The sequence below is a fragment of the Planktothrix pseudagardhii genome (assembly GCF_904830925.1).
GTDB classification, from domain to species: Bacteria; Cyanobacteriota; Cyanobacteriia; order Cyanobacteriales; family Microcoleaceae; genus Planktothrix; species Planktothrix tepida.
The window spans coordinates 5,404,583-5,431,228 of sequence record NZ_LR882967.1; the positions used below are offsets into that span (position 1 = coordinate 5,404,583).

A 26,646-nucleotide genomic window follows, 5' to 3' on the forward strand; every position below is an offset into this window, starting at 1 on the left:
AGATTCTTTGTTCAACGAATCGACTTGCCCTAACAGGATTGCTCCAGTCAAAATCTATCGCTTTATACTGTTGTTTTTTTGCTCTAACTTTAAATTCTAAAACAAGCATTTATGTCACCGCTATCGACTTTTCCTAACGGTTCCCCGTTCCCTGCTGTATAACAAAAATCCCACTCAATGGAAGGGAGCGGGATTTTGTTATGAGTATGAAAGTTTTAGGGAAATTTATACTCAACTTTCGAGCGGGTAGAGACACGATACCTCGCGCTCATCAACCTACATCGGTCTTAGAAGGAAGAACCTAAACCCACATAAGAACCGTAGAAAAATAAACCAACCACAACTAAAACACCTGTTCCCGCAACAGTGGCAATTAACCACAAGGGAAGTCTACCTGATTGCAACACGGCTATTACCTCGTTAATTCAAAAGCTTAATTGACAAGGGATTTTAGATTTTGGATATGAGATTTAGGATGAATATTTAGGTAAAAAATATGTTTCCTCAATCAACGTTCGCGAAGCGTCACGAAGTGAATCCAAAATCGTTAAATCGAGAAAAAATCCAGTTAGTTAAAGAAATAACTGGAGAATAAAATACCCAGAACAAAAATCAACAGCAAACCTAAATAGAGTGAAGTTCTGTTCAACTCAACAGGTTGACGATTGGGATTATTACTCCGTTCCATTGTCAGTCTCCTATCGTTGAATAAATTGCATGGCCGCGATCGCACCGAGGAAGAAAACCGTAGGTACTGCTAAAGTATGAACGGCTAACCAACGGACTGTAAAAATCGGATAAGTTATCGGTTCATTGGAACTGGTACCAGTTGCCATTTTATTAAACTCCTTTGTCAACTATTTACTAATGAAATCGCCAATTTGATCTTTGCTATTAAAGCGATCGCTTACAATCGGAAGTTCCTGGCGTTGTTGAGTAAAATACTCATCAGGGCGAGGGGTTCCAAAGGCATCGTAAGCTAAACCGGTGCTGACAAACAGCCAACCTGCAATAAATAAAGCCGGAATTGTAATACTGTGAATCACCCAATACCGGATACTGGTAATAATATCGCCAAAAGGACGCTCTCCAGTTGTTCCTGACATCGTTAAATCTCCTCAAGCAACGGTTGAACACTCAAATCTATATGATACGGGAGCAGGGAATGTGGAACAAGCCTACTCCATTGATTTATCTCAGGTTTATTTAAGCCGCTTCTGGGGTCGAACCTTGATAACGGAGTAATGTCCCCCTTTGACCCAGGACAAACCCTTGTTCAGGGTCGAAAAACTTGATTTTGTACAGATTCGATGGGACATTTTCTATTCCCCGATCTTTCTGCCAAGTTTGGCCACCGTCAAAACTACACAGAAGATTTCCACTCCCGCCACTGACCCAAATTTCTTCAGGAGTGCGATAAGCTAAATCTAAAAATCCCCAACTGGTAGAATATTCTGGGTTAACCGGATCACCCCAGGCTTGGATATCTTCTGGGTCAGTAAACCGCAATTCACCGCCCCGAGCAATCATCCACAAGCGGCCATCTTGACCAAAACCAATCTTTTCTAACCGTTTAGAACTGTAACGGTTATGAGGTTCCCACGCTTTAGATCCCGGTTCCCAAGTTGAGTAAAAATTCCCCTTAGCCGAAACGCTAATATAGCGACCATCCGCAGAACGAGACAGACTTCTGACAAAACCTACGGCATCTTCAACGAGAGCTTTCCAGGTTTTCCCGCCATCTTCGGTTTGGTAAATCGCTCCCACATCCGTTGTCATTTCTGCGGTATTGGGACTAAGAGCCACAATACTATATGGAGCACCGGGTAATTTAGCATTGAGGCTAATTCGCTCCCACTTATTCCCTTCATTGGTCGTATGCAACAAAATGGAGGGTAGTCCCACAATCCAGCCCTCAGACCCCTTAAAGCTGATGGCGTTGAAGCGAACTTTTTCTTCCCCTAAATCCAGTTGCTTGACTTGCCAATGGTCGCCCCCATCGGTGGTTTCCAATAGCGTCGCGTCACTGCCCACAATCCAACCATGTTTCGGGTTGGTTCCGGTAAAGGCAATGTCAGCTAAATTCGCTTGGGTTTCAGTGGGAACCACTTCCCAGGGATTGTAACTGAGTTGGGGCAGGTATCGACAGCTTGCACAAATTAATGCAACTGTCAAGACTATAACGATTTTTTGCAAAAATTTAACAATGTGCATTAGATTCAATGAAATTTTAATCCCTCAATTTAGGCCATACAAGCTCATAAAGAACAAAAATCCCAGGGCCAAGCTCCCAAAAATTAGGAGATTCTTTTGCTGGGCGGTCAAGGTATTTACCCCCAAACCAAAGCCTAAGTTCTCTTGAAACCCAGAGGGGTTTTCCTCAGAGCCAATATTGATAAACTGGCTTTTCGGTGCGCCACAGACGGGACAACGCCACTTTGTCGGTAAATCTGTAAACGCTGTCCCCGCAAGAACATTAGAACTGCCTTTGGTTGGCTCATAGACATAGCCACAAGCCTTACACTCATGGCGATCAAGGGCTGTCACTTCAGTGGCTGGTTCACTCATTTGAACAGGGATGAGTTGAGGATTATTAGAATAACTATTAAATAATATTACAAAATTTGAGCAAATCACAACAAACCTTCCCACATCAGTATGAACAGCAGACGTAGATTTGAACAGTATCCCCCACTACCCGAAAATCCAGAAACAGGACTTTCGTGAAATGGGTACGACCCTTAACGGCAGAGGAATGACGATCAAGCTTTAAAATCTTACAGAGTTGTAAATTTAAGAATTCCCGGTTAGATCGAAGATTAACGGGGGATTATGTCAAAATGTAAAAAATCAGTTACAAACCTAGCGCGATCTGTGATTTATTGTGTTTGTTCTTAGTGGCTACGAATATTTTTTAGGCTTCTTAATCATTTGCAGCCTAGTTCCTATCCTGGCTTTGGGCGCGTCCAAAGTCCTACGACCCAAAAGCCGGAGTGGTGTCCGTCGCACCACCTACGAATCGGGGAACGAACCCATCGGAGGGGCATGGATTCAATTCAACATCCGATACTATATGTTCGCCTTGGTGTTTGTCGTCTTCGACGTTGAAACCGTGTTTCTCTACCCTTGGGCCGTTGCCTTTCATAATTTGGGACTCTTGGCTTTTATTGAAGCCCTGATATTTATTGCAATTCTCGTCATTGCACTGGTTTACGCTTGGCGTAAAGGTGCCTTGGAATGGTCATAAAAGGTGATAAAACCATGACTCAAAGCATTTCACCCGAAATGGAAAAAATTATCAATCCGGTTGAGCGTCCCCAAGTCACTCAGGAACTCTCGGAAAACGTGATTCTGACAACGGTGGATGACCTTTACAACTGGGCAAGGCTGTCTAGCTTATGGCCTCTGTTGTACGGGACAGCTTGTTGTTTTATTGAATTTGCCGCTTTAATTGGTTCTCGGTTTGACTTTGACCGTTTTGGTTTGGTTCCTCGGTCTAGTCCTCGACAAGCGGATTTATTGATTACCGCCGGAACCATCACCATGAAATATGCTCCGATTTTGGTGCGTTTGTACGAACAAATGCCAGAACCGAAGTATGTGATTGCCATGGGAGCTTGTACCGTTACCGGAGGAATGTTCAGCATGGACTCCACAACGGCCGTGCGAGGGGTTGATAAATTAATTCCTGTGGATGTTTATATTCCGGGGTGTCCTCCTCGTCCCGAAGCCATTATTGATGCGGTGATCAAACTGCGTAAGAAAATTTCGGATGATTCCTTGCAAGAACGGGCTAATCTTCAACAAACCCATCGCTATTACACCCGTCGTCATAATATGAAACCGGTTGCACCGATTTTAACCGGCCAATATTTAGTCACCGAGTCCCGTCAAGTTCCCCCCAAACAGTTAACCGAAGCTATGGGAATGCCGATTCCTCCCGCTTTAATTGCCGAACGGACAAAGGAGGAAAAACGTGGCTAATTCCGAAGCCCCCCTCGTTGAAGCCGGAAAAGTTTCTCAATGGCTCAGTCAAAATGGCTTTGAGCATGAATCCCTTGGCCCGAATACAATGGGCGTGGAAATGATTAAAGTGGATCGAGATTATTTGATCCCCTTAGCCACTGCTTTGTATGCCTATGGGTTCAACTGTCTGCGTTGTCAATGCGCCTATGATGCTGGCCCTGGGGATGCCTTAGTCAGCGTTTATCACTTAGTTAAAATTGATGACAATGTGGAACAACCCCAGGAAATCTGCGTCAAGGTCTTCGTTCCACGGGATGATCCCAGAGTCCCTTCAGTCTACTGGATCTGGAAAGCAGCCGATTTTCAGGAGCGAGAATCCTACGATATGTATGGTATCGTCTACGAAGGTCATCCCAATCTCAAACGGATTTTAATGCCGGAAGATTGGGTCGGTTGGCCTTTAAGAAAAGATTATATCTCTCCTGATTTCCATGAATTGCAAGATGCCTATTGAGGGCAAAGCCAGCCCTTAGATATTGATGAGCTTCTAGCACCCCGATGGCTTATGGGGTGCTGGTGTTGCTCAAACCTAAATTTAATTGAAAGATGCAATTCAATCCGGCGATCCAAATTGCCAGATCTCTAGGAAGTCTGATATAGTTGCCTACGATAATGTAGAATTCATATCCGGCTTGGACTTGATACACTCGCTTATTCTAAATTAAGGGGTGTAGTTACAAGGGTAAGCAACGGGTTACGCCCGCAGCTAAACGGAATCGGTCTTCGCAATTCACTTTGGTGGAGGAGTCAAATCGTGAGCACTCTCAACGGTACAACATTTAATGATATTAATTTCAACGGCATCTTTGATGCTGGAGATATTGCACTTCCCAATGTCACTGTCTTTTTAGATAGCAATGGCAATGGTTTACCCGAGTCCCTAGAAAAAGTTTCGATCACTGACATTAACGGTTTTTATTCGTTTCCCAGTCTAGCGGCAGGAAGCTATCAAGTTGGACAAGTCGTTCCTCCAGGTTTTACACGGACAACGGTAGCCAAACCTGTCACCCTAACAGGAGCCGCAGACACAGCTACATTTAACATTGCCAATACTGGAGCCGTTACCCCCGTTGTTCCGTCTCTGAGTGGCAACATTGCAGGGGCTGTCTTTGTAGATAACAATCTGCTCGGTCTCTACAACTACGTCTACGACGATAACGGCAATATCGTTCCCTATAATTCCAACATCTACGACAGTAACGGCAACCTGATTGTCAATACCAATGGGTTTGCCAATACTCAGATATACGATCCCTTTACGGATGCGACGTTACCCAATATTCCGGTCTACATTGACCTGAACAACGATGGTTTCCTCAACTCCAACGAACCTAGCACTTTTACGAATGAAGCCGGGTTTTATAACTTTAATGTTTTACCCCCGGGTTCCTACTTGTTGAGAATTGCTCAAGCTTCTGAGGTAACAGGAGAAAACTCGATTCTGGGTGATCTCTTATCAACAACCAATACTCCGTTAGTGGTTGATGTCTTTGGTGGCTCGACCACCAGAGCCGATCTGGGTGTTGTTGCTCCCAATAGTGTTTACGGTAAAGTCATTAATGACCTGAATGGTAATGGCTTCCCCGAAGCTTCAGAACCCGGAATTCGAGGCGTTACGGTCTTTATTGATTCTAATGGAAATAACGTCTTTGACTTAGGTGAAAAGTCTACGGTGAGTGGTGCTGATGGGGCTTACATTATCAAAGGCTTAAATACTAATGTTGGACAGCAATCTAACGAAACCTTAGCTCAAAACCCCTATCTCGCTTACCAGCTTTTAGCCGATCCCCTTTCTGTCGCCAAGTCTTTCCCCGTAACTTCCGTTCCCCCAACGACTAGCTACGTTAGAACTTCACCTCTGCCTGGGGCTACAATTGATGCTCCGGTGATTCCAGCAGGTTCTGCTCAGGCTAACTTCCTCTATACTTTTGCTCCTACAGCAAGTGCCGTCTTACCGGACAGCATCACAGGATTTGTTTTCAATGATCTTAACGGTGATGGCATTGTTCAACCGGGTGAACCCAATCTGCCCGGTGCGGAAATCTATCTTGACCTCAATAACAACTCCAAGTTAGATTCCAGTGAACCGAGTTCAGTGAGTGATGCGGCGGGTTCCTTCGGGTTCTTGAATCTTGACACTCCCAAGGACTACATTGTTCGGACAACGGATCAGTTCTTAACCACTGCCGTTCCTAATGTCATCTTAGGTACGAATCAAGCAGCCCAAGTTGCCGTTGGTTTGGCGACTTTCCAACCCAGTCCCGCCATTAACCAAAACGCTTTAATTCCCGTTCCGGGAACCACTGTCGTTTAAAACGGACATAGCATTGATTTTGCTATCTATTTAATACTTATATCATCCTAGAGCAGCAGCCTGGCTTACACAGCCCCTAGCCTTGCTCTAGGATGATATTTTTTTCCCTCACACCTAGACGCTGAATTGTTGGTTCACCGAGTTAAGCGACTCCCGATGTTCTATTTTCTGCTGCCAGTCACAAGCAAGGGTTCTTCCGTCGGCAATTTGTATCAAGATACTCAGATTTTCTCGGTTACTCCTGATTAATTTAGAGTAGGCTAGATTAAGTGGAGTTTAATACTTAACAATTTGTCTCAAGTTTTCGCAACGTCAACGTTTCCCGCCAGCACGTTTAAGCTGAATAATGGTTTAACGGTTATTCACCAGCAAATTCCGGCAACCCCAGTTGTCGTTGTTGATGTCTGGGTAAGGGCTGGTGCCATTTATGAGCCGGATATGTGGTCAGGAATGGCGCACTTTTTAGAACACATGATTTTTAAGGGTACAGAGTGGATTGGCCCTGGTGTGTTCGATCAAGTGATTGAAAGTTGTGGGGGTGTGGCGAATGCTGCTACCAGTCACGATTATGCTCATTTTTATATTACAACTGCCGCTCAATATTTGAAGGAAACATTGCAGGCTTTGGGGGATTTATTACTACACGCAACGATTCCCGAAAGCGAGTTTAATCGAGAACGGGATGTGGTTTTAGAAGAAATTCGTCAAGCGCAAGATGATCCTGATTGGCTGAGTTTTCAAGCCTTGATGGAAACGGTGTATGAACGTCATCCCTACAGTCGTTCTGTTTTGGGTACAGAAGCGAAATTAATGGAACACTCGCCCTATGAAATGCGTTGCTTCCATCGATGTCGTTACCAACCGGAAAATATGGCGGTTGTGATTATTGGGGGTGTGGAGGAGCAGCAAGCTTTGGATTTAATTCATGAAGCCTTTGATAATTTTTTCCCCCCTGCTAGTTTCCCCCATCTTTATGAGGTGGTTCGCCCCCAAATTAAAGAAATTCGTCGCCGAGAACTGCGTTTACCTTATATTGAAGAAGCACGATTAACCTTAGCGTGGACAGGGCCAGGAATTGACCATTTAAGACAAGCTTATGGCTTAGATTTAATTTCTTCCATTATCGCATCGGGACGAACTTCTCGATTAGTCCAAAAACTGCGAGAGAAACTTCAGCTTGTCCATGATATTTGCAGCGATTTTTCTTTACAACAAGAGTCTAGCTTATTTACAATTAGTGCTTTATTAGAACCTCAAAATTTAGAGAAAGTAGAAGACTTAATTTGTGAAGAAATTCATGAATTAATGATTGAGCCAATTTCTGAAACCGAATTGAGGCGAAGTCAACGTTTTCTCTGTAATGACTATGCCTTTTCAACGGAGACTCCAGGACAGTTAGCCGGGTTATATGGATATTATTTCACCGTCGCACAACCTGATTTATCCGTAACTTATCCCCTACAAATTCAATCCTTTCAGCCTTTAGAACTCCAAAATATTGTGACCGAACTCCTGAATTTAAACCATTATGCAGTCATGGTTGTTCAGCCATAAGGGAGGACAAGGGGACAAGGGGACGGGGAGACAAGGGGACGGGGAGATGAGGGGATGAGGAGAGATGGGAAATCATTAACTTGTGTACAGACGCATCTAGCACCGAGTGAAGCCGTAGGCTCCAAGTATATATAACCACTGATAACTGATAACTGATAACTGATAACTGATAACTGATAACTGATAACTGATAACTGACTTACCATTTTAACAAATTAAATTCTTCCATATCAACCGTGTCTCGGTTGCGATAAATGGTGAGAACAATTGCTAAACCGACGGCGGCTTCAGCCGCAGCTACAGTAATCACAAATACAGTAAAGACTTGACCTTTAATATTAGCAGAATCTAAAAAGTTAGAAAATGCCATTAAATTCAAGTTGACTGCATTTAGTAAGATTTCAATGGACATTAACACTCGCACTGCATTTCGGCTGGTAATTAATCCATAAATTCCAATGCAAAATAAAGCCGCCGCTAACAACAAAAAATACTCCAGTTGTAATTGCATAAGATTACGATTTTCTCCTATTGACTTGAATTGAACACATTAAAAATAGCAGTCCCTTTCCCCCTTTTTACCCTTAAAATCCCTAACGATCTTGAGGGCGATCGCTTCCTATAGATACGAACTCACGGGGACGTTCTTGTAAAGTTAAAACCGGAGTCTCAGTTTTTTGGGTAGATGAAACATCAGGAATATAATCTCGACGGGCCAGAATAATTGCTCCGACCATCGCCATTAACAGAAACACCGAAGCCAATTCAAAGGGTAATAGGAAATCGGTAAAAAAGTGTTGTCCAATTAAAGCAATTGAACTTTCAACGGGTGCAACCACTGGGGTAATTGACCAAGATGTAGACAAGACCATTGCGCCTAAAAGGGCAAATAATCCCACACAAACAACGGCTGTTGAGCCTTTGCGAAGCCAACTTAGAGGAAGTTCTTTAAAAGTTTCCCTCTTGTTGACTAACATAATCCCAAATAGGATGAGAACATTCACCGAACCGACATAAATTAAAACTTGTGCAGCGGCGACAAAATCAGCATTCAGGAGAAGATATAATCCGGCAATGCTAATAAATACACCACCCAATAAAAACGCAGAATAGACGATATTGGTCAGCAGTACCACACCTAAAGCTGTTCCAATGATCATCACGGCTAATAAGCCAAATGCAACAAATTGAACCCCTTCTGCTAGATTCACAATTTCATCATCCCTTAATTAAAGTATTTAGAGCAATTCAGCAGTAATTAACCGTCAACGGTTTCCCGTCAACGGTCAACCCTTATTCTTTTTTTTCCAGTTGTTCAATAATGGACTCTGGACGCAAGCCAGCACGACGAGCCGTTTCCGGCAGATCATGGGGGTCAAATTCCCCAGCCGGTAAATAAGCGAACTCGCGTAACGGCGTGACCATGGGATCATTCGTGACTTTATAAGGTAAACGTCCCAAAGCGACGCTATCATAATTCAACTCATGACGGTCATAAACTCCTAATTCATACTCCTCCGTCATGGAGAGGCAGTTTGTGGGACAGTATTCTACACAGTTCCCACAGAAAATACAGACGCCAAAATCAATACTGTAGTGTTTAAGCTGCTTTTTCTTGCTTTCCTTGTTATAGTTCCAATCCACCACAGGTAAATTGATCGGACAGACACGAACACAAACTTCGCAAGCAATACATTTGTCAAATTCAAAGTGAATCCGTCCCCGAAACCGTTCAGAAGGAATTAATTTTTCGTAGGGGTACTGAACCGTAATCGGACGACGACGCATATGATCAAATGTAACAGAAAGCCCCTGACCAATATATTTGGCAGCTTGAAAGGTTTCTTTGGCGTACTCAGTGACTTGGTTAAGAAACTTCAGCATGATGTCTTCCTCGAACAGATGAAGGCAAGTAATCGTGGTTTATGGAGATCAATGGCTTTATCCACCAAAAGCAACGGGGAACGCCAATTTCAGGGCTGCGGTTAACAGCAAATTGACTAAACCAACCGGTAATAAGAATTTCCAGCCTAGATTTAACAGTTGGTCAATCCGAACGCGAGGCACTGTCCAGCGCAGTAAAATTGCCGTAAAGACCAAAAGATAAGCTTTTAAAACCGTCATGGTGATGCCCAGCATCGCCAATATCACTTGTAACCAGGGTGTGGTTTCACTCAACCCTAACGTATGAGCCACCCAATCCACTGGAATCGGAAAATCCCAACCCCCCAGGTATAAAACCGCCACCATCAGGGATGAGAGTACCAAATTGATGTATGAGGCTAAATAATACAGAGCAAACTTCATCCCTGAATATTCAGTCTGGTAACCCGCCACCAGTTCTTCTTCAGCTTCAGGTAAATCGAAAGGTAAACGCTCACATTCAGCTAAAGCTGCAATCCAGAAGATCAAGAATCCAACGGGTTGACGCCAAATATTCCAACCTAAAATTCCATAGCCCGACTGTTGATTGACGATATCCAGGGTACTCATACTATTGGACATCATCACCACAGCCAGAACTGCTAAAGCCAGAGGAATTTCATAACTAATGGATTGGGCTGCGGCTCGTAACCCTCCTAATAAAGAGTATTTATTATTGGAGGCATAACCCGACATTAACAACCCAATGGGTTGAATACTCGAAAGGGCAATCCACAGAAAAATAGCAGTTCCTAAATCTGTAATCACCATGTTTTGTCCAAAAGGGACAATTAAATAGGACAAAAACACGGGAATTGCTACAATAATCGGCCCCAAGGTAAATAACCAAGGGTCAGAATTTGTCGGAACCGTATCTTCTTTAAAGAGCAATTTCAAGCCATCTGCTAAAGGGGCTAAGGTTCCCATCGGGCCTATATATTCCGGGCCAATGCGTTGTTGGGCTGCGGCAGAAATTTTCCGTTCTAACCAGACCGTTGCTAAAACACCAACGGTTGCAGCTACAAGCATTAGTCCCATCGGCAGAGGAAGCCAAAACAATTTAGCAATCTCTGACGGTAAGCCCAGACCTATTAGGGCTTCTACAAAACTTTCTTGTAAGTCAATTCCTGGGTTCATGGAATCTGTGATACGCAACAATGGATGCTTGATTAATTTAAAAACGGCAAAATTCCATTAAGTGAAAATAGGAGATTGTCCGTCCTGTTTTGAAGACTTTGTTGATCCCCCAGCTTAGATGAAGTTTTAACTTTGAATTCCCTAAATTTTGTTGCGATAGCAACAGTTAGAGACAAAGTTCAGTGACTTTAAACCGCTCTGGGTTGAGGCGAGACTTGCCCTAGGCTGTCTCTACGACTTCACAAAGCCCACATTCTCGTAAAGATTTTTTAAGACTTTACCGTAAATTAGTATAGCGTTTGACCGTCCTCAAAACTTGCGCTGACTCTCGAAACTTACTGATGGGTGAAATTAAAAAAACGAAAGTTTGCGGTTAACGGCGAGTTGTCAACACTTCGACCAAGCTCAGTGCAAAGCCGTCAACCGTCAACTGTTACAACATTGATTCTTCTAGGTTAATGGCACAGTTACGTTCATCGATAGGAACGTAGGTTTCATTGTGAGAACCCGTATAAATTTGAGTGGGGCGGAAGATGCGGTTTTTGGTGAGTTGTTCTTTCCAGTGGGCTAACCAACCCGAAACACGAGCGATCGCAAAAATTGGGGTGAATAAATCGGCCGGAATGCCTAACTTGCGATAAACCAGACCCGAATAGAAATCAACGTTAGGATAAATTCCTTTTCCGCCTAAACGATCAGCAACGACTCGTTCTAGTTCCAGCGCAATTTCATAATATTGGTCATGACCGAACTTCTCAAACAGTTTTTCGGCTAGTTGTTGTAAAATCGTAGCGCGGGGGTCTTTAACTTTATAAACCCGATGTCCGAATCCCATAATCTTAGATTTTTGAGCAATCAGACTGTCTATATAGGGAGCGACATTTTCTACAGCACCAATTTCTTCTAACATCACTAAAACCTCTTCATTGGCCCCTCCATGTAATGGCCCTGCCAAAGTACCAACGGCTGAAGCAATCACCGCATAGGGATCGGTTAACGTAGAAGCGGTCACCATGGCGGAAAAGGTAGAAGCGTTAATGGTATGTTCTGCATGAAGAGTCAGACACACATCAAAAACCCATGCTGCTAAGGGATCAGGTTCCCGTTCACTCAACATATAGAGAAAATTAGCGGAATAATCCAAATCATCACGGGGTTGTACCGGATCATTTCCTTTCCGCATTAATTGAAATGCAGCCACCATCGTGGGAATTTTTGCAAGTAACCGCACCACCGCTTCTCGAATATATTGAGGATTATCCAAAGCCCGACGAGAATAGAATAATCCTAACGCCGCGGCTGAGGTTTGTAAGGCATCCATAGGATGACCCGTTTCCGGGAAACATTTCATCATGTCCCGAATCCGATATTTAATCCGTCGATGATAGCGAATTTCATGCTCAAACTCAGTTAATTCGTCTTTAGTGGGAAGTTTTCCCCAAATCAACAAATAAGATGTTTCCAGAAAGGTACTATAGTTCGCCAGTTGTTGAATACTAATTCCTCGGTACTCCAGAATGCCTTTTTGTCCATCAACGTAGCTAATGCTGGATAAGGTGGCTGGAACGCCTTCAAGACCAGGTTTGAATTCACTAACAGCAGTCATAAAAGTTTATGTATGTATGTGGATCTTTCTCAAGGTACATTATCAGAGTGCTTGATAGTGTTCTCGTTTTGACAGGATTTTATTAACTTTCTAGTGGCTTTGGAGAAGGGGTGAACGGCTTAACTCAGCAAAAATTTAGGGGAAGTCAGCCAGAAAAGTTGACTCTGACCGATGGGAGAACCTGTTGAGGGGAGTGTAATCCCGATGACTCCTGCTTTTTTGACTATTAAGGATTCTTGAAAATTCCCCCAGAGCAATAATTCTGCCCAATGACCTAAATCCGGTTGATGTCCGACTAAAGCGAATGCCTTAGCGGATGTTGTTTTCCAATTGTTGTACCAACTTACCCAATCGTGAAGATTACCACCGGGAGCTAAAGCAGCACATTCTTCTAACTGCTGTGATAATCCTGTGGCTTTGAGAATTTCTGCGGTTTGGCGAGCGCGAATCAGAGGACTGGTCAAGATTATATCAAATTCTAATTCTAACTCTTTAAGGCGACTGGCAACTTTTCGAGTTTTGCGATCGCCTTCTTGGGTTAATGGGCGTTCGTCATCATTTTGATAGGTTCCGTGTTCTGCTGCAATTCCGTGCCGAATTAAATATAAATCCGTCATAAAATTTTTTTCAATTGAGAATGAACATTTAATTACGAATTACAAATTACAAATTACGAATTACAATTTTTAATTCTTAATTCTTAATTCGTAATTCTTAAAAAATCAAGAACCAAGCAACACCCGCAACCCGACTAACAAAAAACCCCTGTACTTGATATAGACAGGGGCTTAAAGACCAATTATATATTTTTGCCACTCTTTGTTCATGCCACTTTTGACGTGCTTCGTCACTTCAAAATAAAGGCTGCTGTAGGGTTTTCGCGGGGGTATCCGCAAGGTCATCCCAGCCTCTTTTGGTGTGCGACTGCCCTTCCTGACATTACACTGAACACAAGCAGACACCAGATTTTCCCAAGAATCTCCTCCACCACGAGAACGCGGAATCACATGATCTAGGGTTAAATCATCTCCGGTATATCCACAGTATTGACAGGAATGACTATCCCGGTGCAATATATTTCTTCGGGTTAGTGGAATATCTTTATAAGGAACCCGAACATAATGGCGAAGTCTGATCACGGTTGGAAATGGAAAATCGGGAAAAATAAATTTTCCATTATGCTCAACCTGTTCGGCTTTTTCTTTGAGCAACAAAATAACCGCCCGTCGCCAAGTCGTGATATTGAGTGGCTCATAGGAGGCATTCAAAACTAACACATTACCCATTGTCTGGATTCTGCAATAAGATTTGACCGATATTAACACAGCTTAACGTCTTCAGGGGTTAAACGGCAAAATACGGCGAAGTCAATTCATAAACTGTTACTTGTTTGATGACTGAGAAGTCTCCAGCCCGGTGAATGAGCAAGATTGATGTTCAAACCTAGACTTGTATCTGTCTTTTTCTTGCTGTTCCCTATTCCCGGTTGCCTGTTCCCTGCTATAACAACAGATTGCGGAAGGTTGACAATAGAGTAGAAAGCTGTAAATAACTGATAGGACAATTCTATTGATTAGGAATTGTCAATTCTAATTCTGGGTTGAGGAGTGAATTAAAATATGGTGAGCGGAAAATCGATTTCGATTGCAAACACAACGAATCAATCCCTCGATTCATCGTTGCACAATTCCGAGATAGAGGTTGGAATTCGTCAACGGGCGTGGGTTGAAGTAGATTTAGAGGCACTGGGGGAAAATGTTCGCCAAATTAAACGGTTATTATCTCCCCAAACCCATTTAATGGCCGTTGTGAAAGCGGATGCCTATGGACATGGGGCAGTTTCAGTGGCGAAAACGGTTTGTCAGGCAGGCGCGGAATGGTTAGCCGTGGCGACCCTTCCAGAGGGGATAGAATTACGAGAAGCCGGAATTAAGAAACCGATTTTAGTGTTGGGGGCGATACATACTGCTGGAGAAGTACAGGCCATCGCCCATTGGCAACTACAACCCACATTATGCACCCCCCAACAGGCTTTATTATTCTCAGAAACCTTGAGTTCATTAAATCAATCTTTAGGGGTTCAAATTAAGATTGATACGGGAATGTCGCGGTTAGGAACTCCTTGGCAACAAGGGTTAGAATTTTTTCAATTAGTCCAACGATTACCGAATTTAGAATTAGCCGGAATTTATTCCCATTTTGCCACAGCAGATAGCCCTGACCCAACCATAATGCGACAACAACATTATCGTTTTGAAAATGTTGTTAATGAAATTCGAGACCATTGGCAATCTGATACTCATTTGAAATTTCCGGTATTACATATTGCTAATTCCGCCGCGACCTTAGCAGATGCTAATTTACATTATGATATGGTACGCATTGGATTAAGTCTTTATGGTCTTTATCCGGCTCCCCATTTAGAATCGGCTGTTACTTTAAAACCCGCGATGCAAATTAAAGCACGGGTAACACAAGTTAAAACCATTGAAGCTGGCACAGGAGTCAGTTATGGCTATCAATTTATTGCGAAAAAACAAACTCGTATTGCTGTTGTTGGAATCGGTTATGCCGATGGAATTCCTCGAAATCTATCTAATAAGATCAAAGTATTAATTCGGGGTCAATGGGTGACTCAAATTGGAACAATTACAATGGATCAAATCATGTTAGATGTCAGTGATATTCCTGATTTACAAGTGGGAGAAGTGGTCACATTATTAGGTCAAGATGGAGATTATTCGATTTCGGCTGACGATTGGGCTAATATATTAGGAACCATTTCTTGGGAAATTCTCTGTGGTTTTAAACATCGGCTTCCTCGAGTTAATATAAAATAATAATCACCTAATAAACCGAGTTTCTGATGTTAGGGATAGAATCAAATCAGAATTTTTGATTCAGAAACCCGGTTTATTCATCAGTGTACCCGTTATTAACAGATTGTTGATTTAACCACTGAGCAACTTCGGGTAAGAATACAGCTTGTTCATGCCGTCCAAATTCAATTCCTTGTTGCTCAAAAGCCAATTTTAAGCGACGACGAAATTCACGAGCAATTGTCCATTGCGTTCCCGGACGGGTTTTAATTCGCATTTCCAGTTCAACACCTGCATCTGCTAAATCACTTACCCCTGTCAAAAGAACCGGAGTCAGAATTGAATTTTGCCAGTCGGGTTCGTTTGCCATTTCTTCAATCACTTTTTTCATGATATCCAAGGCAAAATCAATGTCGGTTTGGTATGTAATTGTTGTTTTAAAATCAATTCTTGACCAGTCTTTAGTTTGATTGTGAACAATACTAATACTTCCGTTAGGAAGAGTGGTTAAACGTCCTTCTTTCCCGCGAATTTGAGTAATGCGTAAGTTCATATATTCTACATAGCCGGATGTTTCACCAACCGTAATATAATCTCCGACGGCATACTGATCTTCCAAGAGAGTGAAAATTCCATTTAAGACATCTCGAATCAAATTTTGAGACCCAAAGGATAAGGCTAAACCTATAATTCCTAAACCAGCAACGACAGGAGCAACTGGGATTTCAAGGGAGTCTAAAGCAACAATAAAACCTATGGAAATCCAGATGGCTTTACTAACGCCTTTTAAAACAACACTATAAGTAGAAAAACGGAGTTCTTGACGCTGAGAGGCAGTGGAACTCAGATTAAAGTTTCTATGTTCATCTTGGAAGGACTTTAAGAGATAGTCAATCAAAAGGGTACTGATTCGGATCGCTATCCCCACAAGAATTACAATAATTAAAATAGACAAAGGATCTCGACTCATCCAATGGGCAAAAAATCGAGTTTGAGGGAATAATCTAGCAATTTTCCAAATAGTAAATGCCCAAATTAAAAGTTGAATGAGTTTTAAAACCAATTTCTTAAATTGATTGGTATTGTATCTTGTGTGCCACTGTTGTAGCTTAGTAGTGATTTCAGAAATTGATGCTGAATCATCAGAATCAGTCAGATTATTCGTGATCTGATTTTGTTCTAAAGTTAATTCCTGCTTTTTATCATTTAGATTTTGTGTCTTTTTGGATAAGTTTTTCTGGAGCAAATAAACCGCAAAACTCAATAAGGATGAAACTAAAATTAAACCCAATGACCATAAACTCGCTTGATATAAATAAGCGGGCTGGCGGTGTTCATAACCTCGCATTAAAGCTTTTTTAATGATTGTTGCTAGTTTATCAGACCAAACTTGAACAGAATAACCATTATATTCTGCATCTTGAGGAGTCACCGTGAAAATGACTCTTTCTTGAAGTTGATCCTGATCAGATACTAAAATCTGGCTATTCCCTTGATTATCTGTTTTAACAGTTATGGTGAGAGTATCAGGATTAAAGCCTTTAGCAAAATTGCCTCCATACAATCGATTATCTAAAATTCCATGAATTTCATTTTCAATGAGCTTGGCTCTTTGGATAATAGAGGGATTGTTTTGTTTTTTATCCGCCTCTATGGGAATTTTCATAGCCACTCGAAATAACTCGTAACCGTCAACAATAACAGGTGCTGAAATTAGATTTCCGACCTGAATGACAGAGGTTACAGGGTTAATGGCACTCGGTAAAGCATCTTGAGCGAAGGTTACTGGAATGCCCCAAGTCGATATTAAAGCGAACAGAGAAATTCCAAGTGCTACAATCAGTTGAGAAAAGTGACGCTTCTGAAGTCTTAGTGTTTTTAACATAGATACACTGGAGTGGGAATTTTTACTCGTGGTTAGTTAAAATGTGTAAGTTATTATATATCATTGACCTATCAAGATCAAATCGTTTTTCTGCGTTAATAATTGACACATTTTATACCTTCAGTAGAAACACAATCGTGAATTAAGCAGCGACCGACATATTCGGCTAATTTTACAGGGACAGCATTGGCGATGATTTGTTCGAGGTGGGTTTTACTTCCGGTGAAAATAAAAGTCTCTGGAAAAGTTTGTATATAACTTCTTTCGAGGGTAGTTAAGGGACGAACTTCCGGGGAAATTAAAGCGGAGTCTCCGGGGTGAGGTTGATAGGTTTTAGGAATAGGTCTATTCACACTTCTAATAGTAGGACTAGGTTCATCAATGCTAAAAATTCCACGTCGTTGATAACTTCTGGGGTGTCGATAATAATGGTCAATGTCTAAGGGTTTACTAATTTGGTTAAAATAGTCTCGGATTGTTAAGGATTTTGAAGATAAATTGGCTTCTAAACTTTGTTTGAATTGGTCATCTTTTCCTTGAAATTCTCCTATCCAAAAAAAGCGTTTCCTAATTTGAGGAACTCCGCATAAACTTGCATCTAAGATGATTTCACTTAACCCATAATCAGCCGATTTTAAAAGAGTTTTTGCTTGTTTATATTTCTGAGTTTTAATAAATCGAGCCACATTTTCCATGATAAAAAACTGAGGCTGAATGGTAGCTACAATTTCAGCAAAAACTAAGGTTAAATCTCCTCGCCCTAAACTTTCATCTCGTTTTCCGGCGCTGGAAAAGTCTTGACAGGGAGGGCCCCCAACAATAATATCGGGATTAAACATTTTAAAACTTGAGAAATCGCCCTGTAAGTTGCCTAAATCCATTAAAAAACTGGGATGTTTAAAATTTTTTTGATAGATATCAAGAGCCAATTTCCAGTTATCAAATCCGGCAACAATATTAAAGCCAGCGTTTTGTAATCCCAGGGATAATCCCCCACATCCACAGAATAAATCAATGACTCTGAATTGAGTTAATTTTAGACTCATGGTTTAGGTTGGTAATCAAACAACCATTTAAACTGCAAGTCCGCCAACCGAGTTGGAGTCAGTTTGTAAATCCAATTTCGCAACCAACATCCAATAGCCGTGTCCGCTTGTGCTAATGTAGCAATTTGTCGGGAGGTGTTGAAAACGCGAGTGACTCGTTGACTGCGATGGGCTTCAAATTCTCGTAACAGTTCAGAAACATTATCTGCACTTCCGGTATGAACAGACAGTTGTTTCGCCAATTCAAACCCATCTTCCACCGCCATGCAACCCCCTTGACCTAACGTCGGTAAAACGGGGTGTGCCGCATCTCCAATTAAAGTAACTCGTCCTTGACCCCATTGGCTTCCCAAGGGGGCTCGGTCTACAATATCATCTCGGTAAATCTTCTCCGGGTCTAATGCGTCAATAATGGCAGGTATGGGTTCAGCATAGTCTTGAAAAATGGAACGTAACGCCTTTAAGGAACCCCCGACTGCATCGTCATTTCCCCCGGCTGAGGTGTTGTTAAAGGCATAGAAGGCGAACCGACCCCCACCGACATCAAAATAGCCGAACCGATGACCCTGACCCCAGAATTCTGCCCAACTGTAGCGGGAATCTAGGGATAAACTAGAGGTGTTGAAGTATCCTCTCCAGCAACAAGTACCACTATAAACAGGCTCTTCTAAGCGTTCCTGATCTTGAAGTCTAGCCCGCACCTTGGAGTAAAGACCATCAGCACCCACAAGGATATCCCCCTCAACGGTGCTACCATCGGAAAAACTAACCCGCACCTGGTTTCCGATGTCTTCAAAGTTTTCAAAGGCGACTCCTGGGTGTACGATTTCGGGGGGTAAGGTTTCATACAGAATTTGCTGAAGTTCCGGTCGCAGCAGACATACCCCTAAGTCGTCTTCGCGGATAAATTCAGGGGAGTTGATATAAAGGTGGTCTCCAGTTTGACTAAAAAATCCACCTTTGAGGATTTTGCCTCCCTGTTGGTAAAAACGCTGAGAAAGCTGTCCTGAGTTTAGGAGTTTATAGACTCTTAAAGCATTGTGTTGAATAAAAATTCCTCCTGGCCCTGAAAGCATGGCTTTGAGGTCACGTTTATCATAGAGTTCAACGGAAATCCCCTGATGTAGACAAGCATGGGCTAGAGTTAAACCCCCCATCCCACCTCCGATAATAATCACCTTGAATTCTGAAGCCATATTATTAATAATTGATGTTGTTTGTGTTGAGTTATTCGTGAGTTTATTCTCGTTACTGTTACTGGTCAATTTGTCTTCAGAAGATGTTTAGGCTAATAATAAAGGTAAAAATAAGGTGATAAAGTAATAGACTAAAGGGGCGGTAAAGACATAACTATCAGCCCGGTCTAAAATTCCGCCATGACCGGGAATGAGTTGACCCGAATCTTTTACGCCTGCATCTCGTTTCATTAAAGATTCGGTTAAATCCCCTAATAAACTGGCAATTCCGATTAATAATCCCAGGATTAAACCTGCCCAGGGAAACCCTGGCCATTGTAACAACCAAGATCCTAATATGGCTACAACAATACTTCCTAAAACCCCAAAAATTGCTCCTTCAACGGTTTTTTTCGGACTAATATCCGATAGGCGAGTCCGTCCAAAACACTTACCAAAAATATAAGCTCCAATATCCGCCGCCCAAATACAGCTAAAAGCTAATAAAGTTGCAGTTAATCCTTGGGATAAATTAGGAAATGATAAATTCTCTAACCAATGTTCATTAAATGTAATGGGACTCGCAAAGGCTTTTTCTAATAATGTATGGGGTTCAAGTCCAACTCTTAACCGTACCCAATAGCTGGGTAAATATCCTCCATAAAATAAACCTAAAATTGAGGAACTAATATCAGCAATTGTTGATAATTTCGGTTGAAATAAGAGATAAAAACAAATGAGCGTTCCGGCTAAGGCGAACATCGCATCGACTAAAGTTGGAGAAAATGCCGCCGTTAACAATAAGGCTTGACTTACCACTAAAGTTGTTTTCCCCGCAGGTTCTATTCCTTTAGCCCGGACTAATTGAAAATATTCTAATTGACCTAAATAGACAATCACACTAAAACCAAGGGTAAAATACCATCCTCCAAAAATGAGCATTCCCAAAGCTAAAATAATTGCTATAATTCCACTTATAATGCGAGACAAAGAAGGCATAGTGTTAGAAGTCAGGAGTCAGGAGTCAGGAGTCAGGAGTCAAAAGTGAGTAAAGACGATCCATAGTGCGTCTGTATAGGAGTTAGGATATTCTAAAGAGGTACCATGATACGTCTCGATAGGGGTTTAGATTTTGAATTCAATCTATTTTTTCCCCACTTAAAATAAACAGGGGATTAACAGCCTCAAAGGTTTGATGATTTCCCCTTTTTTCTAAGCGATTCATGGCAGATTGAACTACTTCCACATTACGGACTTGTAATTCAGCAAACCCTTCAGAAATAGCATAAAGAGTTTCTAAATTTGATGCAGTCGCCACAATTCGTCCGTGAGGTTGTAGATATTTCCAAACTTCATTTAAAATCGCTTTAATGGGTCGCCCTCCTTCCAAACAAACCCGATGGGGAAGATAGGAAATATCCTGTAAACAATCTGGGGCGTTCCCTTCAATAACATCAACATTTTTAACTTCAAACCGTTCACAATTCAGCCGAATTAAATTCGCCACATCTTCATCCCGTTCAATGGCAATAATTCGACCATGAGGACATAATAACCCCGTTTCCACCGGAATTGTCCCAGTACCTGCCCCAATATCCCAGACAATTGAGTCGGGTTGTAGTCGCATGAGAGACACTAATAATAACCGAACTTCTCGCTTACTCAACGGAATACCCGGTAACCGTTCAAATAAATCATCAGGAATACCAGGGGTGACATAGGGCCAAAGTTTGGACATTTTTGGGGCTTGGTTTAAAGTTGTAATGATCAGCTTAGGGATAACTGAATCGATGTCTATTATTGATTTAACCTTTAACAATTTTAAGCTGTTGCAGGTTCGGATCGCTACATCCTGTTATTTTCCCACCCAAAGCTATCACTTGTTGCAAAAATTTTAGTGCATCAGAGGTCACAATTTCACCAGGCATTAATACTGGGATACCCGGTGGGTAAGGACAGATCATTTCTGCACTGATGCGCCCAATACAGTCTGCTAGGGGACGCTGTTCTGTTGGGGCAAAAAAAGCCTCTCGACAAGAGCAAGGGGGTATGGAGGGCAAGTTATGGGGTGTAGGGAAGAAATTTTGACCGGGGGTGGTGATGGGAGGGTGTTGAATAGAAAGGGTTTTAAGTGCGTTAATCAGTTGTTCAATATCGGTTTTTGTGTTTCCTAAACTAATAATAAATGTCAGATGATGCAGACTGGGAAGTTCTGCGGTAACGTGGAATTGTTGACGGAGAATTTCATCAGCTTCATAACCACTAATTCCTAAGTCTGAAACCTTGACGGTTAAACGAGTTAAATCTAAGTTAATACATCCTGATGCGGGTTGAAAGTTGGGGGTTCCAAAACTAGATAAACCGGGGATATTATTAATTTCAGTTCGGGCTATTTTCGCTAAAGATAGAGTTTGATTCATTAAATTATAGCCTTGGGTTGCCATTTGTTGACGAGCCGCATCTAATGACGCTAATAAAATATAATTGGGACTGGTAGATTGAACAAATGGTAAGGTTTGGGATAATCGCTCTCGGTTAATCAGATTTCCCTGAACATGAAGCAGGGAAGATTGGGTGAGGGAACCTAAAACTTTATGGGTTGATTGTATAGTTAAATCGGCTCCAGCTTTTAAGGCTGATAGGGGTAAATCAGGATGAAAATTAAAATGGGGGCCGTGAGCTTCATCAACAATTAAGGGGATATGATATTGATGGGTAATTTTAGCAATTTCGATAATATTTCCACAAATTCCTTGATAGGTTGGATACACCATTAAGACTGCTTTTGCATCGGGATGGTGTTGTAGAGTTTGAGCCACAAGTTCTGGGGTAATGCTATAAGCTAAATCCCATGTTATATTATAGTCAGGTTGTATAAAAATTGCGATCGCACCGGATAAAATTAACCCCGAAATTACAGATTGATGTACATTTCGAGGAACTAAAATTTTATCTCCGGTTCCACAAATGGCTAAAATTGCTGCAATTATTCCCGCCGTTGAACCGTTGACTAAAAACCAAGTTTGTTCAGCCCCAAATGCTTCAGCCGCTAAAGCTTGAGCATCTGCTATGACACCTTCTGGATTAAATAAATTATCGAGTTCGGGTAATTCGGGTAAATCCGCTTTAAACAGTTGGTTTCCTAACAGTTCTATTAATAGCGGTGAAGTTCCTTGTCCTCGTTTATGTCCTGGGGTATAAAAGGGGGTATCGGGTTGGTTAGCACAAGTTTTTAAGGCGGTTAATAAGGGAGTTTGAGATTGATCTAACATTAACAAAAAACTCCGTTGTTGTTGAGCTTAATCGCAAATATTAACAAGCTAAAATTTAACTCTAAATATTACTATATTATAATACATTGACTAAATAAAATTATCTAATTTAACATAAATTTTATTTTTATTCCTGGAAAACTCAGCAGCGACAAGAGTTAGATGATATTTTTTGCTATTTATTCCTGACAATACCCCTCTAGGGGATTGCCAATTATCAAAAAAAGGTCTTTACTATTAATGTTGACAAATTTATTGATGCAGTAATTCCAGGATTAGGGCTTAATTTATGCACATTCCCGATGGATTTATTTCCCCCGCAGTAGCAACTGTTACCAGTCTTACCAGCGCTGGATTTTTAGCAGTTTGTCTGGGGCGTACCCGCGAGAATGTAGGGTTACGATACGCGCCAGTTATGGGATTAACAACCGCGTTTATTTTTGCCGCCCAAATGATTAATTTTCCCGTAGCAGGTGGCACCAGTGGACACCTTTTAGGAGGAACTTTAGCTGCGGTAATTTTAGGGAATCCTTGGGCGGCTTCTGTATCCATTGCGACAGTTTTATTGATTCAAGCTTTTTTATTTGCTGATGGCGGAATTACCGCATTAGGAGCCAATATTTTTAATATGGCAATTGTAGGAGTTTGGATCGGTTGGATCTTAACACAAATTCTCCAACAATTATTAGGAGGTTCTCGTTTGCGTTTACCTTTAGCTGCGGGTATTGCTGGGGGAATTAGTGTTATTGCTGCCGCGATCGCTTGTTCGATAAATTTGATTTTATCAGGGACAGCTACATCGGCGATAATTTTACCAGCCATGATAGGAGTTCATAGTTTAATTGGGATTGGTGAAGGATTAATTACAGCAGGAATTTTAACTTATTTAATTACAGTCAGACCCGATTTATTACCCGGTGATCAACCCCAATTAAATAAATGGTTGATTCCAGTAATTGGTACATTATTAATTGCCGGAGTATTATCCTTATTTGCATCAGCTTGGCCAGATGGTTTAGAAAAGGTTGCAGAAATTCACGGTTTTGGTGAATTAGCCGAAAATGTGCGACTTAGTATTCCCACACCTTTTGCTGATTATACTATCAAAGGATTAGGGGAAATTGGCACTAGCATTTCCGGGATTATCGGAAGCATAATTTGTTTTGGTGTTGCTTTTGGGATTCTCCAAATTGGTAAACCCAATCAGTTATAATTCAACAATGATTCAATTTTCTATCCCGTTTAAACTACAGATTTCTCTTATCCTTGTAATCGGAATTGCCTTACTCAAAACATCTGTATGGTGGGCGTTAGGCTGCTATAGCGCGATCGCATTTTTGTGGGTAATTACTTTAAAACCGCCCCTAAAAATCATCTCAAAACTATTAGGGGCAGAATTAATCTTACTTTCATTATTAGCCTTACCTATGGGATACGAAAAAGCCAGTTTTATGGTAACTCGTTCCCTACTTTGTTTACTAATAATGAATAGTTTTCTGATCACACTACCACCCCATAGTTTAGGAATCGCATTAAAAGGTTTACCACTACCAGCAACCTTTCAAGAAATTATCTTATTAACTGGGCAATATTTAGAAATATTAATCTCAGAAATTCGCCAAATGCAACAATCGGCAAAATTGCGAGGTTTATCCGGTTATTCCGGTTGGTTACGTTATACAAGTGCCGCCATGATTGGTTCTCTTTATTTGCGAAGTTTAGATCGCGCTGAACGAGTTTATAATGCCATGATTTTGCGGGGTTATCAAGGTAAATTACCCGTAGAATCTCAATTATCGCCCAGAGATAATTTTGCCCTAATTATTGTGATCACTATCGCTGGTTTATTAACATTTTTTTCCTATGTCAAAAATTAATGGTTCTGAAAAAACCCTAATTGTCCAAAATTTAGTGTTTGGATATACCCGACAAGAGCCGATCTTGCAAGATATTTCCTTTGCCATAAATTCGGGTGAAAGAGTGGCTTTAATGGGCGCTACAGGTGGGGGTAAAAGCACTTTATTAGAAAACTTAATCGGTTTAAAATTACCACAATCCGGTCAGATTTTCATTAATGGTATTAGTTTAGAATCGAAAAATCTTTCTGAAATTCGTCTTCAGGTAGGATTTGCTTTCCAAAATCCTGATGATCAATTATTTATGCCCACTATTTTAGAAGATGTGATGTTTGGTTTGCGTAACTCTGGAATGTCTGTGATAGAAGCGAAAGAAAAAGCACGATTTATTTTATCTAAATTCGGGTTAATCTATTATGAAAATCGCTCCTCCCATGAGTTATCAGGGGGACAAAAACGTCTAGCTGCATTAGCGTCAATTTTAGTATTAGAACCCAGTATTTTAATCTTAGATGAACCCACAAATGGTTTAGATCCCGCTTGGCGTAAAAAATTAGCTAAAATATTAGCTGATTTACCCTTGAAAGTAATATTAATTGCTTCCCATGATCTCAATTGGATTAAAAAAACTACCCATAGATCCTTAATTTTAGCTGAGGGAAAAATTGTCGTAGAGCGTCCAACCCAGGAATTATTACAAGATGAAGAAATGTTAGAATTATACGGTTTACCTCCTAATTGGTAACAAAGATATCTGGAATCAGATTTCTTGAGGAAAGCCTAATTTAACCACAAAGACACAAAGACACAGAGAAGTTGTAAATACTAACCTGCTCATTGCTATAGTAATCCGTGTAGGGGTTGGGTCTCCCAACCCTCTTGACACTTAATTATAATCTATTTAATAATTACAAATTACAGTGATCTAATTCCAGATAAATACTGATAATCAAAAGCACAAAAAATTTGCTCTCTAATCTGTATTGCAAGTTCTTGAAATAGAGGAATACAAACAGAATTTCCAATTTGTTTATAACATTCTCCTAAATTAGGATGCAATTTAAAGGTATCAGGAAACCCCATAATTCTATAACATTCTTGGATAGTTAACTTACGAACTCGATTTTCTTCAGGAATATAAATAAAAAAACGTCCCGATGTTTCCTGGGATGGAAGAGTCGGATGGACTCCATCAATAGAGTAAATTCGATTCGGTTGGTGATGTACCCTTGATAAATGTTCAGTATTCGGTCTAATTCCTTTTTTCCAGATATTTTTATTTCGATATCCTACAAAAATTAAACCAGATGACTGCTGTTTATAACCTTCAATCAGTGTATATTCTTCTGGGTTTAAATAGTCGAAGTTTCCCGTTTTATCTAAAAAATATCTTAATTTAGGAACAGGATAAACCCTTTGCAGTTTTGAAAAAGAAAAGTTTTTATCTGTGCAAGCAATAATAATCAATCGTTCTCGATTTTGAGGAAGTCCAAAGTCTTTAGCATTCAATAATTGATAATCTACAAAATAGCCTAAATCTTCTAAGGAATATAAAATAGTCTTAATAGTTTCTCCGTGATCATGATGTAACAAATGCTTGACATTTTCCAAGGCAACAACCCTGGGATGATGGGTTTCTATAATTTCGCAAATATGAAAAAATAGGGTTCCTCTGGTATCTTGAAAGCCTTGGCGTTTTCCACAAATGCTAAAGGGTTGACAGGGAAAACCTGCCGTTAAGACATCAAACTGAGGAATCTTATTATAATCAATTTTAGTAATATCCTTTTCGGGCTGTTCTCCAAAGTTGTTGAAATAAACCGATTGACAGGCGGGATCTTTTTCGCAAGAATATACACAGTGATAACCCGCTTTTTCAAAAGCTAGTCTAAATCCCCCAATTCCTGAAAATAAATCTGCTATTTTAAGAGAATTATTCATGTTATAAAATTATATAGAGTCAGTATCAATCAATTGTACAACTGTTTGGATTCCTAATTTATCGTTAGGGCGAGAGAACCTCGCCCCTACGG

Annotated in this window: 29 protein-coding genes; 9 read left to right on the top strand and 20 right to left on the bottom strand. The window is 41.0% G+C overall.

Features of this window, described 5'->3' with window-relative positions; translation table 11 throughout:
* Positions 1-287: 287 nt before the first annotated feature.
* The 6 genes from NMK36_RS23370 to NMK36_RS23395 all read right to left on the bottom strand — a co-directional run bounded on the left by NMK36_RS23370 (position 288) and on the right by NMK36_RS23395 (position 2,568).
* The gene (locus NMK36_RS23370) at positions 288-407 is read right to left on the bottom strand and encodes a photosystem II reaction center protein J (protein WP_072718248.1); all 120 of its coding nucleotides are present in this window, start codon (positions 405-407) and stop codon (positions 288-290) included.
* A gap of 161 nt (positions 408-568) precedes the next feature.
* Complete coding sequence (locus NMK36_RS23375) at positions 569-688, bottom strand: photosystem II reaction center protein L (protein WP_072718247.1); 120 nt, start codon at positions 686-688, stop codon at positions 569-571.
* Between the two features lie 10 nt (positions 689-698).
* Entirely contained in the window at positions 699-836 is a 138-nt protein-coding gene (gene psbF / locus NMK36_RS23380) for a cytochrome b559 subunit beta (RefSeq protein ID WP_072718246.1), read from the bottom strand.
* Between the two features lie 21 nt (positions 837-857).
* Positions 858-1,106 (bottom strand): cytochrome b559 subunit alpha, encoded by a 249-nt coding sequence (gene psbE / locus NMK36_RS23385; RefSeq protein ID WP_072718245.1) that lies wholly within the window; start codon positions 1,104-1,106, stop codon positions 858-860.
* Positions 1,107-1,206: 100 nt separating this feature from the next.
* Positions 1,207-2,214 carry a photosynthesis system II assembly factor Ycf48 gene (locus NMK36_RS23390; RefSeq protein ID WP_072718244.1) on the bottom strand — a complete coding sequence of 336 codons (1,008 nt, stop codon included), beginning with the start codon at positions 2,212-2,214 and terminating at the stop codon, positions 1,207-1,209.
* 24 nt (positions 2,215-2,238) lie between these two features.
* Entirely contained in the window at positions 2,239-2,568 is a 330-nt protein-coding gene (locus tag NMK36_RS23395) for a rubredoxin (RefSeq protein ID WP_072718712.1), read from the bottom strand.
* Positions 2,569-2,884: 316 nt separating this feature from the next.
* Between NMK36_RS23395 and ndhC the strand changes: the two genes are divergently transcribed.
* The 5 genes from ndhC (at position 2,885) to NMK36_RS23420 (ending at position 7,894) form a co-directional block, all read left to right on the top strand.
* Positions 2,885-3,247 (top strand): photosynthetic/respiratory NAD(P)H-quinone oxidoreductase subunit C, encoded by a 363-nt coding sequence (ndhC, locus tag NMK36_RS23400; protein ID WP_072718243.1) that lies wholly within the window; start codon positions 2,885-2,887, stop codon positions 3,245-3,247.
* Positions 3,248-3,261: 14 nt separating this feature from the next.
* On the top strand, positions 3,262-3,984 hold the full coding sequence (gene ndhK, locus NMK36_RS23405) for a photosynthetic/respiratory NAD(P)H-quinone oxidoreductase subunit K (RefSeq protein ID WP_139294997.1): 723 nt from the start codon (positions 3,262-3,264) through the stop codon (positions 3,982-3,984).
* Positions 3,977-4,480: an NAD(P)H-quinone oxidoreductase subunit J gene (locus NMK36_RS23410; protein ID WP_254174736.1), complete on the top strand. Its 504-nt coding sequence runs from the start codon at positions 3,977-3,979 to the stop codon at positions 4,478-4,480. Before ndhK ends, NMK36_RS23410 begins: the two co-directional genes overlap by 8 nt.
* 300 nt (positions 4,481-4,780) lie before the next feature.
* The gene (locus NMK36_RS23415; RefSeq protein WP_072718240.1) at positions 4,781-6,340 is read left to right on the top strand and encodes an SdrD B-like domain-containing protein; all 1,560 of its coding nucleotides are present in this window, start codon (positions 4,781-4,783) and stop codon (positions 6,338-6,340) included.
* A gap of 291 nt (positions 6,341-6,631) precedes the next feature.
* Positions 6,632-7,894, top strand: coding sequence for a M16 family metallopeptidase (locus NMK36_RS23420; RefSeq protein ID WP_072718239.1), 1,263 nt, complete (start codon positions 6,632-6,634; stop codon positions 7,892-7,894).
* A gap of 199 nt (positions 7,895-8,093) precedes the next feature.
* Here the strand turns inward: NMK36_RS23420 and nuoK are convergent, their stop codons facing one another.
* The 7 genes from nuoK to NMK36_RS23455 form a co-directional block, all read right to left on the bottom strand.
* Entirely contained in the window at positions 8,094-8,405 is a 312-nt protein-coding gene (gene nuoK, locus NMK36_RS23425) for an NADH-quinone oxidoreductase subunit NuoK (RefSeq protein WP_072718238.1), read from the bottom strand.
* 82 nt (positions 8,406-8,487) lie between these two features.
* Complete coding sequence (locus tag NMK36_RS23430; protein ID WP_072718237.1) at positions 8,488-9,105, bottom strand: NADH-quinone oxidoreductase subunit J; 618 nt, start codon at positions 9,103-9,105, stop codon at positions 8,488-8,490.
* A gap of 82 nt (positions 9,106-9,187) precedes the next feature.
* On the bottom strand, positions 9,188-9,775 hold the full coding sequence (ndhI, locus tag NMK36_RS23435; protein WP_186440325.1) for an NAD(P)H-quinone oxidoreductase subunit I: 588 nt from the start codon (positions 9,773-9,775) through the stop codon (positions 9,188-9,190).
* A gap of 60 nt (positions 9,776-9,835) precedes the next feature.
* Positions 9,836-10,954, bottom strand: coding sequence for an NADH-quinone oxidoreductase subunit NuoH (nuoH, locus tag NMK36_RS23440; RefSeq protein ID WP_072718235.1), 1,119 nt, complete (start codon positions 10,952-10,954; stop codon positions 9,836-9,838).
* Positions 10,955-11,387: 433 nt separating this feature from the next.
* A complete protein-coding gene (locus tag NMK36_RS23445; RefSeq protein ID WP_254174737.1) occupies positions 11,388-12,560 on the bottom strand; it encodes a citrate synthase in 1,173 nt (390 codons plus the stop codon).
* A 119-nt stretch (positions 12,561-12,679) separates the two neighbouring features.
* Positions 12,680-13,177, bottom strand: a complete 498-nt coding sequence (gene sixA, locus NMK36_RS23450; RefSeq protein ID WP_254174738.1) for a phosphohistidine phosphatase SixA — start codon at positions 13,175-13,177, stop codon at positions 12,680-12,682.
* Positions 13,178-13,348: 171 nt separating this feature from the next.
* The gene (locus tag NMK36_RS23455) at positions 13,349-13,846 is read right to left on the bottom strand and encodes an HNH endonuclease (RefSeq protein WP_072718232.1); all 498 of its coding nucleotides are present in this window, start codon (positions 13,844-13,846) and stop codon (positions 13,349-13,351) included.
* A gap of 333 nt (positions 13,847-14,179) precedes the next feature.
* Here NMK36_RS23455 and alr point away from each other — a divergent pair, with 333 nt between their 5' ends.
* Positions 14,180-15,400, top strand: coding sequence for an alanine racemase (alr, locus tag NMK36_RS23460; protein ID WP_072718231.1), 1,221 nt, complete (start codon positions 14,180-14,182; stop codon positions 15,398-15,400).
* A gap of 73 nt (positions 15,401-15,473) precedes the next feature.
* Here the strand turns inward: alr and NMK36_RS23465 are convergent, their stop codons facing one another.
* From NMK36_RS23465 to NMK36_RS23490, 6 genes are all read right to left on the bottom strand, one after another.
* Positions 15,474-17,264, bottom strand: coding sequence for a mechanosensitive ion channel family protein (locus NMK36_RS23465; RefSeq protein ID WP_072718230.1), 1,791 nt, complete (start codon positions 17,262-17,264; stop codon positions 15,474-15,476).
* Positions 17,265-17,359: 95 nt separating this feature from the next.
* Positions 17,360-18,310, bottom strand: coding sequence for a DNA cytosine methyltransferase (locus tag NMK36_RS23470; RefSeq protein WP_254174739.1), 951 nt, complete (start codon positions 18,308-18,310; stop codon positions 17,360-17,362).
* Entirely contained in the window at positions 18,307-19,506 is a 1,200-nt protein-coding gene (locus tag NMK36_RS23475) for an FAD-dependent monooxygenase (protein WP_254174740.1), read from the bottom strand. Before NMK36_RS23475 ends, NMK36_RS23470 begins: the two co-directional genes overlap by 4 nt.
* An 87-nt stretch (positions 19,507-19,593) precedes the next feature.
* Entirely contained in the window at positions 19,594-20,484 is an 891-nt protein-coding gene (locus NMK36_RS23480; RefSeq protein WP_072718227.1) for a phosphatidate cytidylyltransferase, read from the bottom strand.
* Between the two features lie 139 nt (positions 20,485-20,623).
* Positions 20,624-21,223 (bottom strand): precorrin-6Y C5,15-methyltransferase subunit CbiT, encoded by a 600-nt coding sequence (gene cbiT, locus NMK36_RS23485; protein WP_072718226.1) that lies wholly within the window; start codon positions 21,221-21,223, stop codon positions 20,624-20,626.
* Between the two features lie 67 nt (positions 21,224-21,290).
* The gene (locus NMK36_RS23490) at positions 21,291-22,757 is read right to left on the bottom strand and encodes an aminotransferase class I/II-fold pyridoxal phosphate-dependent enzyme (RefSeq protein ID WP_254174741.1); all 1,467 of its coding nucleotides are present in this window, start codon (positions 22,755-22,757) and stop codon (positions 21,291-21,293) included.
* A gap of 289 nt (positions 22,758-23,046) precedes the next feature.
* On the opposite strand from NMK36_RS23490, the gene NMK36_RS23495 reads away from it, so the two are divergent.
* The 3 genes from NMK36_RS23495 to NMK36_RS23505 are packed head-to-tail and all read left to right on the top strand — an operon-like array spanning position 23,047 to position 25,358.
* On the top strand, positions 23,047-23,970 hold the full coding sequence (locus NMK36_RS23495; protein ID WP_254174742.1) for an energy-coupling factor ABC transporter permease: 924 nt from the start codon (positions 23,047-23,049) through the stop codon (positions 23,968-23,970).
* A 7-nt stretch (positions 23,971-23,977) separates the two neighbouring features.
* On the top strand, positions 23,978-24,634 hold the full coding sequence (locus NMK36_RS23500; protein ID WP_254174743.1) for an energy-coupling factor transporter transmembrane component T family protein: 657 nt from the start codon (positions 23,978-23,980) through the stop codon (positions 24,632-24,634).
* Positions 24,621-25,358 (top strand): energy-coupling factor ABC transporter ATP-binding protein, encoded by a 738-nt coding sequence (locus NMK36_RS23505; RefSeq protein ID WP_254174744.1) that lies wholly within the window; start codon positions 24,621-24,623, stop codon positions 25,356-25,358. The genes NMK36_RS23500 and NMK36_RS23505 overlap by 14 nt, the downstream gene beginning before the upstream one ends.
* A 170-nt stretch (positions 25,359-25,528) precedes the next feature.
* Here NMK36_RS23505 and NMK36_RS23510 read toward each other — a convergent pair whose 3' ends face one another.
* Positions 25,529-26,554, bottom strand: coding sequence for a DNA cytosine methyltransferase (locus NMK36_RS23510; protein WP_254174745.1), 1,026 nt, complete (start codon positions 26,552-26,554; stop codon positions 25,529-25,531).
* Between the last annotated feature and the right edge of the window lie 92 nt (positions 26,555-26,646).

Excerpts from the sequence above, each read along its gene's own strand:
- cbiT (WP_072718226.1), bottom strand. The coding sequence starts at position 21,223 with ATGTCCAAACTTTGGCCCTATGTCACCCCTGGTATTCCTGATGATTTA.
- NMK36_RS23470 (WP_254174739.1), bottom strand. The coding sequence starts at position 18,310 with ATGAGTCTAAAATTAACTCAATTCAGAGTCATTGATTTATTCTGTGGA.
- NMK36_RS23390 (WP_072718244.1), bottom strand. The coding sequence starts at position 2,214 with ATGCACATTGTTAAATTTTTGCAAAAAATCGTTATAGTCTTGACAGTT.
- NMK36_RS23510 (WP_254174745.1), bottom strand. The coding sequence starts at position 26,554 with ATGAATAATTCTCTTAAAATAGCAGATTTATTTTCAGGAATTGGGGGA.
- sixA (WP_254174738.1), bottom strand. The coding sequence starts at position 13,177 with ATGACGGATTTATATTTAATTCGGCACGGAATTGCAGCAGAACACGGA.
- nuoH (WP_072718235.1), bottom strand. The coding sequence starts at position 10,954 with ATGAACCCAGGAATTGACTTACAAGAAAGTTTTGTAGAAGCCCTAATA.
- alr (WP_072718231.1), top strand. The coding sequence starts at position 14,180 with ATGGTGAGCGGAAAATCGATTTCGATTGCAAACACAACGAATCAATCC.
- NMK36_RS23445 (WP_254174737.1), bottom strand. The coding sequence starts at position 12,560 with ATGACTGCTGTTAGTGAATTCAAACCTGGTCTTGAAGGCGTTCCAGCC.
- NMK36_RS23505 (WP_254174744.1), top strand. The coding sequence starts at position 24,621 with ATGTCAAAAATTAATGGTTCTGAAAAAACCCTAATTGTCCAAAATTTA.
- NMK36_RS23455 (WP_072718232.1), bottom strand. The coding sequence starts at position 13,846 with ATGGGTAATGTGTTAGTTTTGAATGCCTCCTATGAGCCACTCAATATC.
- NMK36_RS23500 (WP_254174743.1), top strand. The coding sequence starts at position 23,978 with ATGATTCAATTTTCTATCCCGTTTAAACTACAGATTTCTCTTATCCTT.
- NMK36_RS23490 (WP_254174741.1), bottom strand. The coding sequence starts at position 22,757 with ATGTTAGATCAATCTCAAACTCCCTTATTAACCGCCTTAAAAACTTGT.
- NMK36_RS23495 (WP_254174742.1), top strand. The coding sequence starts at position 23,047 with ATGCACATTCCCGATGGATTTATTTCCCCCGCAGTAGCAACTGTTACC.
- ndhK (WP_139294997.1), top strand. The coding sequence starts at position 3,262 with ATGACTCAAAGCATTTCACCCGAAATGGAAAAAATTATCAATCCGGTT.
- NMK36_RS23475 (WP_254174740.1), bottom strand. The coding sequence starts at position 19,506 with ATGGCTTCAGAATTCAAGGTGATTATTATCGGAGGTGGGATGGGGGGT.
- NMK36_RS23395 (WP_072718712.1), bottom strand. The coding sequence starts at position 2,568 with ATGAGTGAACCAGCCACTGAAGTGACAGCCCTTGATCGCCATGAGTGT.
- NMK36_RS23465 (WP_072718230.1), bottom strand. The coding sequence starts at position 17,264 with ATGTTAAAAACACTAAGACTTCAGAAGCGTCACTTTTCTCAACTGATT.
- NMK36_RS23375 (WP_072718247.1), bottom strand. The coding sequence starts at position 688 with ATGGAACGGAGTAATAATCCCAATCGTCAACCTGTTGAGTTGAACAGA.
- psbE (WP_072718245.1), bottom strand. The coding sequence starts at position 1,106 with ATGTCAGGAACAACTGGAGAGCGTCCTTTTGGCGATATTATTACCAGT.
- psbF (WP_072718246.1), bottom strand. The coding sequence starts at position 836 with ATGGCAACTGGTACCAGTTCCAATGAACCGATAACTTATCCGATTTTT.
- NMK36_RS23480 (WP_072718227.1), bottom strand. The coding sequence starts at position 20,484 with ATGCCTTCTTTGTCTCGCATTATAAGTGGAATTATAGCAATTATTTTA.
- nuoK (WP_072718238.1), bottom strand. The coding sequence starts at position 8,405 with ATGCAATTACAACTGGAGTATTTTTTGTTGTTAGCGGCGGCTTTATTT.